At 68.0% G+C, this 16417-nt stretch carries 16 protein-coding genes; 11 read left to right on the top strand and 5 right to left on the bottom strand.

Annotated features, from left to right (window positions below):
• Positions 1-46: 46 nt before the first annotated feature.
• On the bottom strand, positions 47-1774 hold the full coding sequence (locus ACESMN_RS08920) for a proline--tRNA ligase (protein ID WP_373053244.1): 1728 nt from the start codon (positions 1772-1774) through the stop codon (positions 47-49).
• A 62-nt stretch (positions 1775-1836) separates the two neighbouring features.
• Positions 1837-2178 (bottom strand): phenylpyruvate tautomerase MIF-related protein, encoded by a 342-nt coding sequence (locus ACESMN_RS08915; protein WP_373053243.1) that lies wholly within the window; start codon positions 2176-2178, stop codon positions 1837-1839.
• A gap of 317 nt (positions 2179-2495) precedes the next feature.
• Here ACESMN_RS08915 and ACESMN_RS08910 point away from each other — a divergent pair, with 317 nt between their 5' ends.
• The 3 genes from ACESMN_RS08910 to ACESMN_RS08900 all read left to right on the top strand — a co-directional run bounded on the left by ACESMN_RS08910 (position 2496) and on the right by ACESMN_RS08900 (position 7141).
• A complete protein-coding gene (locus tag ACESMN_RS08910; RefSeq protein ID WP_373053242.1) occupies positions 2496-3542 on the top strand; it encodes an efflux RND transporter periplasmic adaptor subunit in 1047 nt (348 codons plus the stop codon).
• 62 nt (positions 3543-3604) lie between these two features.
• Positions 3605-6871, top strand: a complete 3267-nt coding sequence (locus ACESMN_RS08905) for an efflux RND transporter permease subunit (protein WP_373053241.1) — start codon at positions 3605-3607, stop codon at positions 6869-6871.
• 51 nt (positions 6872-6922) lie between these two features.
• Positions 6923-7141 (top strand): hypothetical protein, encoded by a 219-nt coding sequence (locus ACESMN_RS08900; RefSeq protein ID WP_373053240.1) that lies wholly within the window; start codon positions 6923-6925, stop codon positions 7139-7141.
• A gap of 166 nt (positions 7142-7307) precedes the next feature.
• Here the strand turns inward: ACESMN_RS08900 and ACESMN_RS08895 are convergent, their stop codons facing one another.
• Genes ACESMN_RS08895 through ACESMN_RS08885 form a run of 3 tightly spaced genes read right to left on the bottom strand, consistent with a single transcriptional unit; the run spans position 7308 to position 9881 of the window.
• Positions 7308-8636 carry a nucleoside recognition domain-containing protein gene (locus tag ACESMN_RS08895; protein ID WP_373053239.1) on the bottom strand — a complete coding sequence of 443 codons (1329 nt, stop codon included), beginning with the start codon at positions 8634-8636 and terminating at the stop codon, positions 7308-7310.
• A 14-nt stretch (positions 8637-8650) separates the two neighbouring features.
• Positions 8651-9502 carry an SDR family NAD(P)-dependent oxidoreductase gene (locus ACESMN_RS08890; RefSeq protein ID WP_373053238.1) on the bottom strand — a complete coding sequence of 284 codons (852 nt, stop codon included), beginning with the start codon at positions 9500-9502 and terminating at the stop codon, positions 8651-8653.
• A gap of 1 nt (position 9503) precedes the next feature.
• On the bottom strand, positions 9504-9881 hold the full coding sequence (locus tag ACESMN_RS08885; RefSeq protein ID WP_373053237.1) for a DsrE family protein: 378 nt from the start codon (positions 9879-9881) through the stop codon (positions 9504-9506).
• Positions 9882-10015: 134 nt separating this feature from the next.
• Here ACESMN_RS08885 and ACESMN_RS08880 point away from each other — a divergent pair, with 134 nt between their 5' ends.
• From ACESMN_RS08880 to ybgC, 8 genes are all read left to right on the top strand, one after another.
• Positions 10016-10309 carry an FmdB family zinc ribbon protein gene (locus ACESMN_RS08880; protein ID WP_373053236.1) on the top strand — a complete coding sequence of 98 codons (294 nt, stop codon included), beginning with the start codon at positions 10016-10018 and terminating at the stop codon, positions 10307-10309.
• Positions 10310-10963 (top strand): DUF502 domain-containing protein, encoded by a 654-nt coding sequence (locus ACESMN_RS08875; protein WP_373053235.1) that lies wholly within the window; start codon positions 10310-10312, stop codon positions 10961-10963.
• Positions 10964-11054: 91 nt separating this feature from the next.
• The gene (gene aspS, locus ACESMN_RS08870) at positions 11055-12836 is read left to right on the top strand and encodes an aspartate--tRNA ligase (RefSeq protein WP_373053234.1); all 1782 of its coding nucleotides are present in this window, start codon (positions 11055-11057) and stop codon (positions 12834-12836) included.
• 125 nt (positions 12837-12961) lie between these two features.
• Positions 12962-13702 (top strand): YebC/PmpR family DNA-binding transcriptional regulator, encoded by a 741-nt coding sequence (locus tag ACESMN_RS08865; protein WP_373053233.1) that lies wholly within the window; start codon positions 12962-12964, stop codon positions 13700-13702.
• Between the two features lie 5 nt (positions 13703-13707).
• On the top strand, positions 13708-14217 hold the full coding sequence (ruvC, locus tag ACESMN_RS08860; RefSeq protein WP_373053232.1) for a crossover junction endodeoxyribonuclease RuvC: 510 nt from the start codon (positions 13708-13710) through the stop codon (positions 14215-14217).
• Positions 14217-14813: a Holliday junction branch migration protein RuvA gene (gene ruvA, locus ACESMN_RS08855; protein WP_373053231.1), complete on the top strand. Its 597-nt coding sequence runs from the start codon at positions 14217-14219 to the stop codon at positions 14811-14813. The genes ruvC and ruvA overlap by 1 nt, the downstream gene beginning before the upstream one ends.
• Positions 14814-14901: 88 nt before the next feature.
• Positions 14902-15951: a Holliday junction branch migration DNA helicase RuvB gene (gene ruvB, locus ACESMN_RS08850; RefSeq protein WP_373053230.1), complete on the top strand. Its 1050-nt coding sequence runs from the start codon at positions 14902-14904 to the stop codon at positions 15949-15951.
• On the top strand, positions 15951-16403 hold the full coding sequence (gene ybgC, locus ACESMN_RS08845; protein ID WP_373053229.1) for a tol-pal system-associated acyl-CoA thioesterase: 453 nt from the start codon (positions 15951-15953) through the stop codon (positions 16401-16403). The genes ruvB and ybgC overlap by 1 nt, the downstream gene beginning before the upstream one ends.
• Positions 16404-16417: the final 14 nt, after the last annotated feature.

Here is a 16417-nt window from a genome sequence, read left to right as displayed (position 1 = left end):
GTCTTACCTGAAGCCATCGCGGCTGGAAGCCGCTCCCACCGCGCTCCTACGACCTGGGTCCGGGAACGTTGCGGGCCTGCCGCAGGAAGGCGACGATTCCGGCGCGTTCGATCCGGCGCGCCTCGGTGTCGTTGCGCCCCTTGTACTCGATCTGGCCCTCGTCGAGCGCGCGTTCGCCGATCACCAGTCGGTGCGGCAGGCCGATCAGTTCCATGTCGGCGAACATCACGCCCGGACGGACCTCGCGGTCGTCCAGCAGCACCGCGAGTCCGGCGGCCTCCAGTTCATCGTGCAGCGCGGCCGCCGCCTCGCGGACCCGCTGGGACTTCTTCGCACCAATCGGGCACAGCGCGACGTCGAAGGGGGCCAGCGCCTGCGGCCAGCGGATGCCGCGCTCGTCGTGATTCTGTTCGATGGCCGCGGCAACCACCCGCGACACGCCGATGCCGTAGCAGCCCATGGCCATCGTGCGTTCTCGGCCGGCCTCGTCGAGTACGGTCGCGTTCAGGGCCTGGCTGTACTTGTCCCCGAGCTGGAAGATGTGGCCGACCTCGATACCGCGGCGGATCTCGATCGCGCCGGAGCCGTCCGGCGCCGGTTCGCCCGGGGCGATGTTGCGCAGATCGGCGGTTTCGGGAAGGGGAAGGTCGCGTTCCCAGTTGATCCCGGTCAGGTGATGGTCATCTTCATTCGCCCCCGCAACGAAATCGGCGAGCCCGGCCACCGCCTGGTCCGCCAGCGCCGGAAGGGGGCAGTTCAGCGGTCCGAGCGAGCCGGTGCCGGCGCCTACGGCTGCCCGGATCTCGGCGTCGGCCGCCATGCGCAGGGGGGCGTCGATCCAGGGGTGCTTCTCGGCCTTCACCGCGTTCAGTTCGTGGTCGCCGCGCAGCAGCACCGCGACCAGCGGCGCCCTGACCTCGCTGCTCGCGGCCAGCACCAGGGTCTTCACGGTCTGCCTCGCCGGTACGTCCAGGAACGCGGACAACTCCTCGATGCTGCGCACCCCCGGGGTGGCCACCTTCTCGAGCGCCTGCCGTGGTGGTGGGGCGGTTTCGGCAGCGGGGGCGGGGGCCAGCTCGACATTGGCCGCATAGCCGCCCGCGGAGAAGGCGATGCGGTCTTCGCCGGAGTCGGCGAGCACGTGGAACTCGTGCGAGGCGTTGCCGCCGATCGCGCCGGTGTCGGCCTCGACCGCACGGAATTCGAGCCCGCAGCGTTCGAAGATGCGCGTGTAGGCGGCGTGCATCGCGTCGTAGGTCTGCTGGAGGCTGTCCGGTTCCAGGTGGAAGGAGTAGGCATCCTTCATCAGGAACTCGCGGGCACGCATGATCCCGAAGCGGGGCCGGCGTTCGTCGCGGAACTTGGTCTGGATCTGGTAGTAGTTGACCGGCAGCTGCCTGTAGCTGCGGATCTCGCGCCGGACGAGGTCGGTGATGACCTCCTCGTGCGTGGGACCGAAGCAGAAGTCGCGCTGGTGGCGATCCTTCAGTCGCAGCAGTTCGGCGCCGTAGTGTTCCCAGCGCCCGGACTCCTGCCACAGTTCGGCCGGTTGTACAGCGGGCATCAGCAGTTCCAGCGCGCCGGAGCGATCCATCTCTTCCCGTACGATCTGCTCGACCCGGCGCAATACGCGCAGGCCGATCGGCAGCCAGGTGTAGAGTCCCGACGCCAGGCGCCGGATATAACCGGCGCGCAGCAGCAACTGATGGCTGACGACCTCCGCCTCGGCGGGTGTCTCCTTCAGGGTGTTGAGGGGGAATTGCGAGATGCGCATGGGTTCCGTTCCTGCAGGTTCGCTGGATTCCGGGCGCCGCGTCGGGCGCGGCCGGCGAGGTGTCAGAACGTGCCGCTGTTCCAGCCCCAGAGCTTGCGCGGGGCATCGGCGAATTCGATGTAGACGCGCTCGCGGGGGATCGCGAGCAGTTCTTCAAGCCGTTCGCACAGCGCCTGGGAGAGCTCGGCGGTGCGCGACTCGGGCAGACCGATGCTCTTCAGCTCGCAGTAGGCCAGCGGTTCGGTGGTGCCGCCAAAGCGCATGTCCGGGTTGTGTTGCAGGCGCACCATCACGTAGGCCTCCGGCTTGCCCAGCCATTCCGCGGTCGCGCTCGAGAGTGTGGCGGTCAGGCGTCCGCTGTTGGCGGGCAGCGGCGTATTGGTCTCGATGCTCAGCAGTGGCATGCGCGCGTTCCGGCGATGTTGGAATCACGACATGGTACCAGCTTGCCCCGCCAGGTCGGGAGTCAATACCCGGCCAAACTGCACTACACTAGATCACGCTGCCCGAAGGAATGGAGATCGCTCTCGTCGCTGCGATCGTTTCCCCCGTCCCCCCTGGCTCCAGGTCGTGGCAGGGGTGTCCGGGGCGCACTGTGCGCGATCTTCACATCAAGAGGATTGGGGTTAAGACAGAATCCGGTGTAATATAGGATATATTAGAGAACACTAATATGTTGAGGCCCGCAACGGGTTACATCAAGGCTATCGGGGACGGGATCATGAAGGCTCTATGGACGAAACTGGCCGCTGCGGCGCTGCTGGCACTGCCCATCGTGGCGACGGCCCAGATGCCGTTTCTCACCGCGACGGTCGAACGGGAGACGCTGATGCACGAACGCATTCTCGACGGACGGGTCGAGGCGGTGCAGCGCTCGACGATCTCCGCCCAGACCTCGGGAAGGGTGCTGGAGATCCGGTATGACGTGGACGACTTCGTGGAGCAGGGCGATCTGGTCGTTCAGATCAGCGACACCGAGCAGCAGTCACGCGTACGGGCGGCCGAGGGCAATCTCAGCGAGGCGCGCGCGCAGTTCCTGGAGGCCCGTGCCGACTTCGAGCGCATCGAGAACATATTTGGCGAGCAACTGGTATCGGAGGCGGAGTACGACCGCGCGCGTGCGGCCCGGGATGCGGCGCGGGCCCGGCTGGAATCGGCCCAGGCCGCGCTGGCGGAGGCACGGGAACAGGTCGAGTACACGCAGGTCCGTGCGCCCTATGCCGGCATCGTCACGGAACGACACGTGGAGGTGGGCGAGTCGGTCAGCCCGGGGTCTCCCCTGCTGAGCGGGATCAGCCTCGAACAGGTGCGGGTGGAGGTCGATGTGCCACAGCAGCTGATGGATCCGCTGCGGCGACACCGCACCGCGTATGTGGTGCTCGATGGCGGAGAACGCATCGAGGCCGAGAGCCTCACGATCTTTCCCTATGCCGATCCCGCGACCAACAGCTTCCAGGTGCGCGTGAACCTGCCGGAACTCGACGACACCTCCGGCCTGTTTCCGGGCATGTTCGTGAAGACCGCGATCAAGCTGGGAGAAGACCAGCGCCTGGTGGTGCCGTCGGAGGCCGTCGTCTTCCGCAGCGAGGTGGTCGCGGTCTATGTGATCGATCCGGAGGGCCGCATCGTATTCCGCCAGATCCGGGTGGGGCGGGAGTTGCCCGAGGGGTTCGAGGTCCTGGCCGGCCTGCGGCAGGGTGAGCGGGTGGCGCTGGACCCGGTGCATGCCGGAATCCACATGAAGGAAACCCAGCGGGTGGCACGATGAGTGAGCAGGACCGTCCGCAAGGGGGGGGTACGGGGTCCGGCCGGAACGGGGAAGAGGCGCCCATGGGCATCTCCGGGGGCATCGCCCGCAAATTCCTGACCACCCAGATCACGCCGCTGCTGGCCCTTGTGGGCCTGCTCCTCGGCGCCTTCGCGGTGTTGATCACCCCGCGCGAGGAGGAACCCCAGATCAACGTGACCATCGCGGACGTCTTCATCCCGTTCCCCGGGGCGACCGCGGAAGAGGTCGCGCAACTGGTTGCGACCCCTGCCGAGCAGGTGCTGTCCGAGATCGAGGGCCTCGACGACATCTTCTCGACCTCGCAGCCGAACCTCGCGAAGATCACGGTTCAGTTCAAGGTCGGCGAAGACCGCACCGAGGCGCTGGTCCGGCTGTACACGCAGGTCTTCTCCAACCGGGACTGGCTGCCGGAGAACCTCGGAGTCGGGGAGCCGCTGATCAAGCCGATGGGCATCGACGACGTTCCCATCGTGACCATCACCCTGTGGACCGACGACGAGACCCGCGGCGGCCACGACCTCCTGGCGGTCGCGCATGCGATCGAATCGGAACTCAAGCGCGTGCCGGGCACCCGCGACATCTACACCATGGGCGGCCCGGACCACGTCGTGCATGTGCGCTTCCGGCCCGAGGCGCTGGCGGGCCACCGCCTCTCGGTCGACGATCTGCGCAAGGCGCTGAGGGCCAGCAACTTCAGCCGCGACGCGGGTGCGCTGTACCTGGACAACCAGGAAGTACTGGTGCAGGCCGGCGACTTCATCACCCGTCCCGAGGATTTTGCCGCGCTGGTGGTGGGCATGCACGATGGGCTTCCGGTCTACCTGTCGGACGTTGCCGAGGTCGTGCAGGGGCCCGCCTACACCACCCAGCACGTGGGTTTCGCCTATGGGCCGGCAGCCGCTGAAGAGGCGTATTTCGGCGAGATGCATCCGGCGGTGACCGTCGCCGTGGCCAAGCAACCGGGCACCAACGCGGTGGACATTGCCGATGCGCTGGTGAACCGGCTCGACCAGCTGCGCGGGATCTACATCCCCGATGGCGTGGAGGCCACCATCACCCGCAACTACGGGGCGACCGCGGACTACAAGGCCAAGACCCTGATCCAGAAGCTGATCTTTGCCACCGCCTCCGTGGTGGTGCTGGTGTGGATTGCGCTTGGCTGGCGCGAGGCCTTCATCGTCGGCACCGCAGTGGTGATCACGCTGGCACTGACACTGTTCGCGTCCTGGGCATGGGGCTTCACCCTCAACCGCGTGTCGCTCTTCGCGCTGATCTTCTCCATCGGGATTCTCGTGGACGACGCGATCGTGGTGGTGGAGAACATCCACCGGCACATGAGCATGGGCGGCAAGAGGTTCCTCGAGGCGATTCCCGTGGCGGTGGACGAGGTTGGCGGCCCAACCATCCTGGCCACCTTCACGGTCATCGCGGCCCTGCTCCCGATGGCCTTCGTCACCGGCCTGATGGGTCCGTACATGAGCCCGATCCCGATCAATGCCAGCCTGGGCATGATCATCTCGCTGGCGGTCGCCTTCGTGGTCACCCCGTGGCTCACGTACAAGGTGCTCAGGCGCCAGGCCGAGCGTCACGAGAAGGCGATCCTGGCCGGCCATGGCGGGCACGGCGACGAGACCGGTTCAAAGCAGCTGATGCGCATCTTCAACGTGATCCTGCGGCCGTTCCTCGGCACGACGGCAAAGGCCCGGCTGGCGCGGATCATCATGTTCACCGGCACGCTGGTGCTGATTCTCGCCTCGGTGTCGCTGGTGTACTTCCAGGCCGTTGTGCTGAAGATGCTGCCCTTTGACGACAAGGCGGAATTTCAGGTCGTGCTGGACATGCCCGAGGGCAGCAGTCTCGAGAGCACCACCCGCGCCCTGTCGGAGATGGCCGACTACCTGCGGAGCGTGCCGGAGGTGCAAGACGTACAGACCTATGCCGGCACCGCGGCCCCGATCAACTTCAACGGCCTGGTGCGTCAGTACTACCTGCGGGAGGGCGCGCATCTGGGCGATATCCAGGTGAATCTGACCGACGCCGCCGACCGCAGCCGCAGGAGCCACGACATCGCGCTCGCGGTGCGGCCCGCGATCAAGGAGATTGCGGAGCGCCACGGGGCCCGGGTGAAGGTGGTCGAGGTACCGCCGGGGCCGCCGGTGATGTCCCCGATCGTCGCGGAGATCTACGGGCCGGATTACGACGGACAGATCGAGATCGCACACCGGGTCCGGGAGGTCTTCGAAGACACGCCCCACCTCACGGACATCGACGACTCGGTGGAACATCCGGGGCCGAAATACATCCTGCAGGTGGATCGGCAGCGCGCCGCCCGACTGGGCGTGTCGCAGCAGACGGTGGTCAGCGCCGTGCAGACCGCCCTCTCCGGCGAGGACGTGACCTTCCTCTACGGCACGAACGTGAAATACGCGGTGCCGGTGCGCCTGCAGTTCGAGCAGGCGGACCTTGGCAGCCTCGGTGCAGTTCTCGGAATGCACGTGCGTTCCGAGGGCGGTGCGCTGGTGCCGATTTCCGAGGTGGTGAACGTGATCGACACCTCCCGAGAGCACTCGATCCACCACAAGAACCTGCTGCCGGTCGTGTACGTCATCGGCGATCAGGCCGGGGGCGTGGACAGCCCGCTGTACGGCATGGCCGACCTCTTCGGGCAGCTGCAGGACATGCCGATGGCCTTTGGCGATCCCCTCGACCAGTATTTCGTCTCGCAGCCCGACAACCCCTACCGGTTCAGCCTGAAGTGGGACGGCGAATGGAAGGTGACCTATGAGACCTTCCGGGACATGGGCATCGCCTATTCGGTCGGCCTGATCCTGATCTACCTGCTGGTGGTGGCCCAGTTCCGCTCCTACATGGTGCCGCTGATCATCATGGCGCCGATCCCGCTGACCGTGATCGGGGTGATGCCCGGGCACGCCTTCGTGGATGCCCTGTTCATGGACGCGAAGTTCACCGCGACCTCGATGATCGGCATGATCGCGCTGGCAGGGATCATCGTGCGCAACTCGATCCTGCTTGTTGACTTCATCAACGAGGAGATCCGGCGCGGTGTGGAGGTGACCGAGGCGGTGGTCAATGCCGGTGCGGTGCGGGCCAAGCCGATCGTGCTGACCGGTCTCGCGGCGATGGTCGGCGCCGGCTTCATCATCGACGATCCGATCTTCAGCGGGCTTGCGGTGTCCCTGATCTTTGGCATCCTGGTGTCCACGCTGCTGACGCTGGTGATCATCCCGGTGCTGTACTACCTCTACGTGCGCTCGCGCGTGGACCTGATCAAGGCGCAGTCAGCCTGACCCAGTGGCGGTGCCTGCCGGGGGAGCCGCCGGCGAACGCAGGAGGTGAACATGCAGGTGGAGATGGGTGAAGAAGGCCTGGACATCACGGGCATCACGCGCGATCAGTGCGCGCTGCTGGCGGACGCACTGAAGGCGAGCAGCGACCAGCAGTTCATGGACGACGCGGAGCTGCGCCGCCTGTTCAAGCTCCTGGCGGTACTGCAGAGCGAGCTGTGGGACGACATGACCGAGGGCAAGTTCGACTTCGATCCCTACCGCAAGCAGTAAGGTCGCATCCCGCCGTGGCCCTCCTTCCACCCCAACCCTCCCCCGCAAGCGGGGGCGGGGGCCTTCATGGTCGGGGGTGGCGCAGGGTCATCACGGTCAGGTCGGCATCGGGCGAGGGCCTTTGGCCCGGTGGCTCTTCCAGCCTGCACGGATGGCCGTCGCGGCCTCACAGAAACAGCCACCCGACGATGAATACCGCGGCGATCACCCCGGCAACGTCGGCCGACAGCGCCGCGGCCAGCGTATGCCGCACCCGGCGTACCTGGATTGCGCCGAAGTACACCGCCAGCACATAAAAGGTGGTCTCCGTGGAGCCCTGGAGGGTTGAGACCAGCAATCCCACGTGGGTGTCGGGGCCGGTCGCCGGGTCCTGCATGATTCCGGCCATGATGCCGTAGGCCCCGGATCCGGACAGCGGCCGGAGCAGCGCCATCGGCAACGCCTCGGGCGGAAGCCCCAGCGGGGCGGTCCAGGGCGCGAGCAGCCCGACGAACACGCCGAGCGCCCCGCTCGCGCGCAGCATGCCGACCGCGACCAGGATCGCGACCAGGTAGGGAATGATGCGCAGGGCGACCTGGAAGCCCTCCTTCGCGCCCTCGACGAAGACCTCGTAGATCCGCACCCCGCGGGCGACCCCGAACAGCAGGAAGCCGATGATCAGCCCCGGGATGATCCACGGAGCGATCGCCTGGCCGTAGAGAATGGTCAGCGGGATGACGGCCAGAACGCCCAGCAGCGCCAGCACGCTGACCCAGGCGGGGTAGCCCTCGGCGGGCACCTCGATGCCGGTCGGCTGTGCGGCGTCCGGCGCGCCCTCCGGCTCCGGGCGGGTCCGGGCATCCGGTTCCGGTTCCGCTGCGGTCACGGCGCCGGGGGGCGGCGCCGGCGCGGGCGGCGGGAAGAAGCGCTGCAGCATCAGGGCGCTGGTGATGCCGGTGATCGTCGCGAACAGCGTGGCGAACAGTGTCGTGGGCAGTATCGCGGCCGGTTCCGCCGCGCCGAGGCTCGCCCGCAGCGCGATCACGCCGGTGGGCAGCAGCGTGATGCTGGAGGTGTTGATCGCGAGGAACAGGGCCATCGCGTTGGTGGCCGTGCCCGGATGCGGGTTCAGCCGGTTCAGCTCCTGCATTGCCCGGATCCCGAAGGGCGTCGCGGCGTTGCCGAGGCCGAGGATGTTCGCGGAGAAGTTGAGGATCATCGCGCCCATCGCCGGGTGCTCCGGGGGCACGCTGGGGAACAGGCGGGTCATCAGCGGCCGGAGCAGCCGCGCAAGCACGGTCAGCAGTCCGCCGGCCTCCGCGACCTTCATCAGTCCCAGGAACAGCGCCATCACGCCGACCAGGCCGATGGCCAGTTCCACCGCGCTGCCGGCGGAACTGATCGCCGCCTCCGACAGTTCCTGCATCGGTCGGGCGTCAGTGCCGATCTCCGTCAGTTCCCGCCAGGCGGCACTGAAGAAGGCCACGGCCACCAGCACGAAGAAGATCAGGTTCATCCGCGGGGCCGCCGTCAGCGGTTCTCGCCGCGCGAGACCGCGCGCAGGACGAGGTCCATCGCCGGCGTTGGCAGCAGCCGCTTGAGTGTCGCGAACAGGTGGGTCGGGAGGGTCACGCGGTAGCGGGCCTTCGGCCGCCGCGCCTCGAGGGCACGGATCACCGCCTTCAGCACGGCCTCCGGACCGAGCGTGAAAGGAGCGTCGCGGCCGGCGTCGGCAAGCCGGCTCTCGGCGCGCTCGTAGGTCTGTCGCCAGTAGCTCTGTCGCGGCCGGATGAAGCGGCGGTAGGCCAGGAAGGCATTGGCCCGGAACCGGCTGCGGATGGGCCCGGGCTCGATCAGCACTACGTGGATGCCGCTGCCGTGCAGCTCGTGGCGCATCACGTCGCTCAGGCCTTCGATCGCAAACTTGGAGCAGACGTAGGCGCCGCGCAGGCGCAGGCCAACCAGGCCGAGCACCGAGCTGTTCTGGATGATGCGTCCCTCGCCCTGCCGGCGCATCACCGGAATCACGGCGTTGGTGAGTTCCAGCCAGCCGAGGACGTTCGTCTCCAGCTGGGCGCGCAGTGCCTGCCGGGAGAGGTCCTCGACCGCACCCGGCTGCCCGTAGGCGCCGTTGTTGAACAGGGCGTAGAGCCTGCCGCCGGTGCGCGCAAGCACCTCGTGCACCGCGCTCTGGATGCTTGCCGGGTCATCAAGGTCGAGGCGCAGCGCCTCCAGTCCCCGGCCATTGAGGCGTGCGACGCACTCTCCGCGGCGCGCGGTGGCGAAGACCCGGTAGCCGCGTTCCTTCAGCGCAAAGGCGACGTGTTCGCCGATGCCGGAGGAGCAGCCGGTGATCAGGACCGCGCGGGCGTGATCCGGCATTTCAATAGGTCAGCGTGACGACGTTGGGTTCGATCACCTCGGCAATGAATCCACCGCCCCCGCGCATGCCGTCCATCTCGGGAATCGCGTTGTCGAGGGTCAGGCCGTTCTCCTGCATGGCGCCGGTGCAGGCGTAGAAGCGCGCCCCCGCGTCGTGGGCATCCTGCATGAAGCTGTAGACCGATTTCTCCCGGGCCGTGCCCGGGTGGATGGCCTCCGCGAACCCCGTGATCAGCAGCCGGGTGCTCTCGCCCGCGAAATACACCTCGACCTCCAGGTCCATCGCCGCGGCCGCGGTGGCCTGGAAAAACGGCGCTCCCAGCGTGCCATAACGGTCGAGATCCAGGGTCAGCAGCATGATCACGATCTTGTCGGCCATGGTTTTGCCTCGATTCTTCATGCGCCGTGACCGCCCGTCGCGCGGTCACGGCAGGAGTTTGTCAGGCAGATGCTTTCATTCGCAAGATTCGGCCGCATAATACGCCCATCCCCTGACAGCATCCGGAGTGAACCGTGCCGATCTACGAATACGAATGCCGCGGCTGCGGCAGCAAGACCGAGGTGATCCAGAAGCTCTCGGACGCGGCGTTGACCGACTGCCCGTCCTGCGGCGCGCCTGAACTGTCGAAGCTGGTGTCGGCGGCGGGCTTCCGCCTGGCCGGCGGCGGCTGGTACGAGACCGATTTCAAGAAGGACGGGAAGCGCAACCTGAAGGATGCGCCGAAGCCCGAAGGCGGGGCGTCCGGCACCTCCGGCCCGCCGGCCTCCAGCCCGGGCGGCAGCGCGACGAACGCCCAGGCCGGCTGAGTGCTGGTCCACCTTCGCCGCTATCTGATTGCGGGACTGCTGGTCTGGGTCCCGTTGATCGTGACCGGGCTGATCATCAAGCTCCTCGTGGACATGCTCGACTTCACGATGCTGCTGCTGCCTCCGAGCTGGCGGCCGGAGGCGGTCCTGGGCTTCAGCGTACCCGGCATCGGCGTGGTGGTGGCGATCGTGATCGTGCTCATTACCGGCCTGATCGCCGCGAATTTCGTCGGGCGCAAGCTGTTCGACATCGGCGACGCGATCGTCGATCGCATTCCGCTGGTCCGCTCGATCTACAGCGCGGTGAAGCAGGTGGTGCACACGGTGCTCGACGATGGTGCGGAGTCCTTCAAGCGGGTGCTGATGGTGCAGTACCCGCGCAAGGGTCTGTGGACCCTGGGCTTCCAGACCGGTCTGGGGGTGGGCGAGGTGCAGCAGCGCATCGAACACGATGTGATCACGGTCTTTATCCCGACCACCCCCAACCCCACCTCCGGTTTCGTGATCATGGTTCCCCGCGAGGACGCGGTCGAGCTGGACATGTCGGTGGAGGACGGGCTGAAGTTCGTGATGTCGCTGGGCGTCGTCGTGCCAAAGTGGCCCGCCAAGCCGAGGTATCCGGCCGAGGTTGCGCCTCCGTTGACCAAAACGTAACATCCTTGCCCCTTCGGGCGGGCGCGGCTCGCGGCCGGTCCCGCCCGACTCCGTTGTGGAGCACGCTCACCCCTGGCTGGAAACTGGCGCAATGCGGACTCATTTCTGTGGACTGGTCACCGAGAAGGAGCTGGACTCGGAGGTGACCCTTTGCGGCTGGGTCAACCGGCGCCGCGATCACGGCGGGGTGATCTTCATCGATCTGCGCGATCACGAGGGACTGGCGCAGATCGTCTTCGATCCGGACCGGGCCGAGGTCTTCCGCGTCGCCGAACAGGTGCGCAATGAGTTCGTGCTGCGGGTGACCGGGCGGGTACGCCGCCGTCCGGAGGGCACCACCAATCCCGAGCTGAGGACCGGCGCGATCGAGGTGCTGGGCACGGAGCTCGAGGTGCTGAATGCCTCGCGCACGCCGCCGTTCCAGCTCGATGACGAGGATGTCGGCGAGGAGACACGGCTGCGCTACCGGTACGTCGACCTGCGGCGGCCGCTGATGCAGGAGCGGCTGCGCCTGCGGGCGCGGGTCACGCGCAGCCTGCGCCGGTTCCTGGATGATCAGGGCTTCCTCGACATGGAGACCCCGATGCTCACGCGGGCGACTCCCGAGGGCGCGCGCGACTACCTCGTGCCGAGCCGCACCCACCCGGGCAGCTTCTTTGCGCTGCCGCAGTCGCCGCAGCTGTTCAAGCAGATGCTGATGATCGGCGGCATGGACCGTTACTACCAGATCACCCGCTGCTTCCGGGACGAGGATCTGCGCGCCGACCGGCAGCCGGAGTTCACGCAGCTCGATATCGAGATGGCCTTCGTCGACGAGAACGAGGTGATGAGCCTGAACGAGCGCCTGATCCGCGCGATGTTCCGCGACGTGCTCGGGGTGGAGCTACCGGACCCGTTCCCCCGGATGGCCTACGCCGAGGCGATGGCCCGGTTCGGCTCCGACAAGCCCGATCTGCGGATTCCGCTCGAGTTCACCGACCTGACGGATCTGATGCGCGAGGTCGAATTCAAGGTCTTCAGTGGCCCGGCCAACGATCCCGAGGGCCGGGTCGCCGCGCTGCGGCTTCCGGCGGGTGGCGCGCTGTCGCGCAAGGAGATCGACGACTACACGCATTTCGTGGGGCGCTATGGTGCGCGCGGCCTCGCCTACATCAAGGTCAACCGCCTCGCGGAGGGCCCGGCGGGCCTGCAGTCGCCGATCCTGAAGTTCCTGCCCGAGCCGGTGACGCGCGCCGTTCTCGAACGCACCGGGGCCGGGGATGGCGACCTGATCTTCTTCGGCGCGGACAAGGCCACCGTGGTGAACGAGAGCCTCGGTGCGCTGCGGGTGCGGCTCGGCCACGATCGTGGCCTGGTCGAGGCCGGCTGGCGCCCGCTCTGGGTGGTGGATTTCCCGATGTTCGAATGGGACCCGCGGGAGAAGCGGCTATTTGCGCTGCATCACCCCTTCACCGCTCCGGCGGTCATGGATCCCGAGGCCCTGCGCGCAGATCCCCACAAGTCGCTGTCCCGGGCCTACGACATGGTGCTGAACGGAACCGAGGTCGGCGGCGGCTCCATCCGCATCCATCGCCCGGAGATGCAGCGTGCCGCCTTCGAGCTGCTGGGGATCGGGCAGAAGGAGGCGACCGAGAAGTTCGGCTTCCTGCTCGAGGCGCTGACACAGGGTGCCCCCCCGCACGGGGGCATCGCCTTCGGCCTGGACCGCCTGGTGATGCTGCTCGCCGACGCTGCCAGCATCCGTGACGTGATGGCCTTCCCCAAGACCCAGAGTGCGGCCTGTCCGCTGACCGAGGCCCCCGCGCCCGTCAGTGACGCCCAGCTCCGGGAGCTGGGCCTCCGGATCCGGCCCCAGCCTGCTGCCGGCGGTTAGGGAACGGGAACGGGTTGCCCAGGGGGCTGGCCTGCTGCGCCGATGGCGGTATCTTGTAGGAGGGCGGGTCCCTCCGGCGATTAAACTGGCGTCTCTTATTTCGTGGAGTTTCAGGACAAATCATCATGGCCGGTCATAGCAAGTGGGCGAATATCCAGCATCGCAAGAACGCTCAGGACGCGAAGCGCGGCAAGCTGTTCACCAAGCTGATCCGGGAGATCACGGTGGCCGCACGCGCCGGTGGTGCGGATCCCGCCGCCAATCCCCGACTGCGCCTGGCGACCGACAAGGCGCTGGCCGCAAACATGACCCGCGACACCATCGACCGCGCCGCCAGGCGCGGTGCCGGGGAGATGGACGGCGACAACTTCGAGGAGGTGCGGTACGAGGGCTACGGACCCGGCGGCGCCGCGATCCTCGTGGACTGCATGACCGACAACCGAAACCGGACCGTGGCGGACGTGCGCCACGCCTTCACCAAGACCGGCGGCAATCTCGGCACCGACGGTTCGGTGGCCTACCTCTTCGAGAAGAAGGGCGTGATCGGCTACCCGCCGGGCACCGACGACGAGGCGGTGATGGAGGCCGCGATCGAGGGCGGTGCCGAGGACGTGATGGTGGACGAGGACGGCTCGGTGGAGGTGCTCACGGACCCGGAGAGCTACGAGCCGGTGCTCGCGGCGCTGCAGGCCGCGGGCCTGGAGCCGGAGAACGCCGAGGTCACGATGCGCGCCGGGACCCTCGCGCCGCTCGACGACGACACGGCGCAGTCGGTGCTGAAGCTGCTGAACATGCTCGACGACCTCGACGACGTGCAGAACGTCTACACCAACGCCGACTTCCCCGCGTCCGTCTCCGGCGACTGACGTCCATGCGCATCCTCGGCATCGATCCCGGGTCGCGCCTGACCGGCTTTGCGGTGATCGAGACCCACGGCGACCATCTGCGCGCCTGCGGTTACGGCGTGATCAGGACCGGCTCCGGGGAGCTGCCGCAGCGGCTGGGGGCGATATTCGACGGGGTGGAACGGGTGGTTGCGGAAATGGCGCCCGAGGCCCTGGCGATCGAATCGGTGTTCATGGCGCGCAATGCGCAGTCGGCGCTGAAGCTCGGGCAGGCGCGCGGTGCCGCCATCTGCGCCGCGACCCGGACCGGGCTGGCGGTATACGAGTACGCACCGCGTGCGGTGAAACTGGCGGTGGTCGGTAGCGGCCGGGCGGAAAAGGGGCAGATCCAGCACATGATGCAACAGATCCTGCAGATCGAGGAGTCGTTGCAGACGGATGCGGCGGATGCGCTGGCCGTGGCAGTGTGCCACGCCCACACACAGCACACGCGCGGCTATGCCAGCCGCCAGCTGGCAGCGCTCGCGCTCCGCTGATGATCGCGCGGCTCGAAGGCGTGCTGCGCACGCGCGATCTGCAGAGCGTGCTGCTGGACGTGGGCGGGGTCGGCTACGAGGTGGAGGTGCCGTTGTCCACCCTCGCCAGTCTGCCGGAAGCCGGGGCCCGGGTGGTGCTGTTCACCCACCTGGTGGTCCGCGAGGACGCCCATGTGCTGTTCGGCTTCCTGCGGGCGCGCGACCGCGACCTGTTCCGACGCCTGATCCGCGTGAACGGCATCGGTGCGCGCCTGGCGCTGGCGATGCTGTCCGCGATGGCCGCTGACGAGCTCGCAAGGCAAATCACGGCCGGGGACATCGCCGCGCTCACCCGGGTGCCGGGCATCGGCCGCCGCACTGCCGAGCGGGTGGTGCTGGAGCTCGGCGAGCGGCTGACCGAGCTCGGATTCGGCACCGGGGGCGAGACCGGTACGCCGGCGTCGGGCCCGGGCGGGGAACGCGAGGCGGCGGCTGCGCTGCAGGCGCTCGGGTACCGCGCCGCGGATGCCGAACGCATGCTCGCGGCGGTGCGCGGGCAGGCCGACACCACCGAGGCCCTCGTGCGCCTCGCGCTCCGGGCCACGCTGCGCTCCTGAGAACGCGCGGCCGGCGGGCCATCGTCGGGTCGCTTTTTTGGGCGGGCACCGGGTGTAAACGGCGGCCGCTTCTCGTCATACTGTACGCATGGATTCCCGTCTGGTGGAAATGCAGCGTCTCCCGGAGGACCGCGGCAGCGAGGTGAGTCTGCGCCCCCGGCGGCTCGCGGAGTTCGCCGGGCAGCCCCGTGCGGTCGAGCAGATGGAGCTCTTCATCCGCGCCGCCCGCGACCGCGGCGAGGCGCTGGATCACACGCTGGTCGCCGGCCCGCCGGGACTGGGCAAGACCACGCTCGCGCACATCGTCGCCCACGAGCTCGGCGTGGGTCTGCGCCAGACCTCCGGGCCGGTGCTGGAGCGGGCGGGGGACCTGGCGGCGATATTGACGGCGCTGGAGCCCCGGGATGTCCTGTTCGTCGACGAGATCCACCGCCTGCCGACCGTGGTCGAGGAGGTGCTCTATCCGGCGCTGGAGGATTTTCAGCTGGACATCATGATCGGCGAGGGACCGGCCGCGCGCTCGATCAAGCTGGATCTGCCGCCGTTCACGCTGGTGGGGGCAACCACGCGCGCGGGCCTGCTGAGCGCCCCGCTGCGCGACCGTTTCGGGATCGTGCAGCGGCTTGAGCACTACAGCGTGAACGACCTCGCGGGCATCGTGCGCAGGGCCTCCGCCCTGCTGCATGTCGACATCGAGTCCGGTGGCGCGGCCGAAATCGCCCGGCGGGCGCGGGGCACGCCGCGCCTCGCCAACCGCCTGCTGCGGCGCGTGCGGGACTTCGCCCAGGTGCGGGCGGACGGTGTCATCACCGCGCCGGTGGCGGCGGAGGCCCTGGATCTGCTGGCGATCGATGCGGCCGGACTGGACGCGCAGGACCGCCGCCTGCTCGAGGTGCTGGTGGAAAAGTTCGATGGCGGCCCGGTCGGCGTGGACAGCCTGGCCACGGCGCTGAACGAGGATCGGGGTACACTTGAAGACGTGGTGGAGCCGTTCCTGATCCAGCAGGGATATCTGATGCGCACGCCGCGCGGGCGCCAGGCCACCCGGCAGACCTTTCAGCTGCTGGGTCTCGCGGAATGCGGAGTCGTGCGCCCGGACCTGTTCACGCAGGCGAAGGGCCGGGGAGGTTCGAGCTGATGCCGGCGGCTCCCGGCCGTGTGACGGCCGGCGACGGTGCGGCCTTCGTCTGGCCGGTGCGGGTCTACTTCGAGGATACGGACGCGGGTGGCGTGGTCTACTACGCGAACTACCTGAAGTTCATGGAGCGGGCGCGCACGGAGTGGCTGCGTCAGCGCGGCTTCGAGCAGGATCGGTTGCGCGCCGACGCGGGCATCCTCTTCGTGGTGCGCTCGGTGCAGCTGGACCTGAGGCGCCCCGGGCGCTTCAATGATGCGCTGTCCGTGACCTGCAGACCCGGCGCGCTGGGGCGCGCGAGCATCGAAGTGGCGCAGTCGGTGTCGCGCGGTGATCTGGAACTGGCCTCGGCGAACGTCCGTCTGGCCTGCGTGGATGCGGAACGTTTCGTGCCGGTGGCGATCCCCGCGCCAGTGCGAAGCGCGATCGAATCGGACCTTGGAGAGAAACAGTGACTGTGGACCTTTCC

The organism is Thioalkalivibrio sp. (assembly GCF_041690275.1).
Taxonomy (GTDB): domain Bacteria; phylum Pseudomonadota; class Gammaproteobacteria; order Ectothiorhodospirales; family Ectothiorhodospiraceae; genus Thioalkalivibrio.
Note: the sequence above shows the minus strand (reverse complement) of the source record. Positions and strands in the feature narration are given on the sequence as shown.

Coding starts and splice junctions, on each gene's coding strand:
- ACESMN_RS08920 (WP_373053244.1), bottom strand. CDS start 1,774: ATGCGCATCTCGCAATTCCCCCTCAACACCCTGAAGGAGACACCCGCC.
- ACESMN_RS08915 (WP_373053243.1), bottom strand. CDS start 2,178: ATGCCACTGCTGAGCATCGAGACCAATACGCCGCTGCCCGCCAACAGC.
- ACESMN_RS08910 (WP_373053242.1), top strand. CDS start 2,496: ATGAAGGCTCTATGGACGAAACTGGCCGCTGCGGCGCTGCTGGCACTG.
- ACESMN_RS08905 (WP_373053241.1), top strand. CDS start 3,605: ATGGGCATCTCCGGGGGCATCGCCCGCAAATTCCTGACCACCCAGATC.
- ACESMN_RS08900 (WP_373053240.1), top strand. CDS start 6,923: ATGCAGGTGGAGATGGGTGAAGAAGGCCTGGACATCACGGGCATCACG.
- ACESMN_RS08895 (WP_373053239.1), bottom strand. CDS start 8,636: ATGAACCTGATCTTCTTCGTGCTGGTGGCCGTGGCCTTCTTCAGTGCC.
- ACESMN_RS08890 (WP_373053238.1), bottom strand. CDS start 9,502: ATGCCGGATCACGCCCGCGCGGTCCTGATCACCGGCTGCTCCTCCGGC.
- ACESMN_RS08885 (WP_373053237.1), bottom strand. CDS start 9,881: ATGGCCGACAAGATCGTGATCATGCTGCTGACCCTGGATCTCGACCGT.
- aspS (WP_373053234.1), top strand. CDS start 11,055: ATGCGGACTCATTTCTGTGGACTGGTCACCGAGAAGGAGCTGGACTCG.
- ACESMN_RS08865 (WP_373053233.1), top strand. CDS start 12,962: ATGGCCGGTCATAGCAAGTGGGCGAATATCCAGCATCGCAAGAACGCT.
- ruvC (WP_373053232.1), top strand. CDS start 13,708: ATGCGCATCCTCGGCATCGATCCCGGGTCGCGCCTGACCGGCTTTGCG.
- ruvA (WP_373053231.1), top strand. CDS start 14,217: ATGATCGCGCGGCTCGAAGGCGTGCTGCGCACGCGCGATCTGCAGAGC.
- ruvB (WP_373053230.1), top strand. CDS start 14,902: ATGGATTCCCGTCTGGTGGAAATGCAGCGTCTCCCGGAGGACCGCGGC.
- ybgC (WP_373053229.1), top strand. CDS start 15,951: ATGCCGGCGGCTCCCGGCCGTGTGACGGCCGGCGACGGTGCGGCCTTC.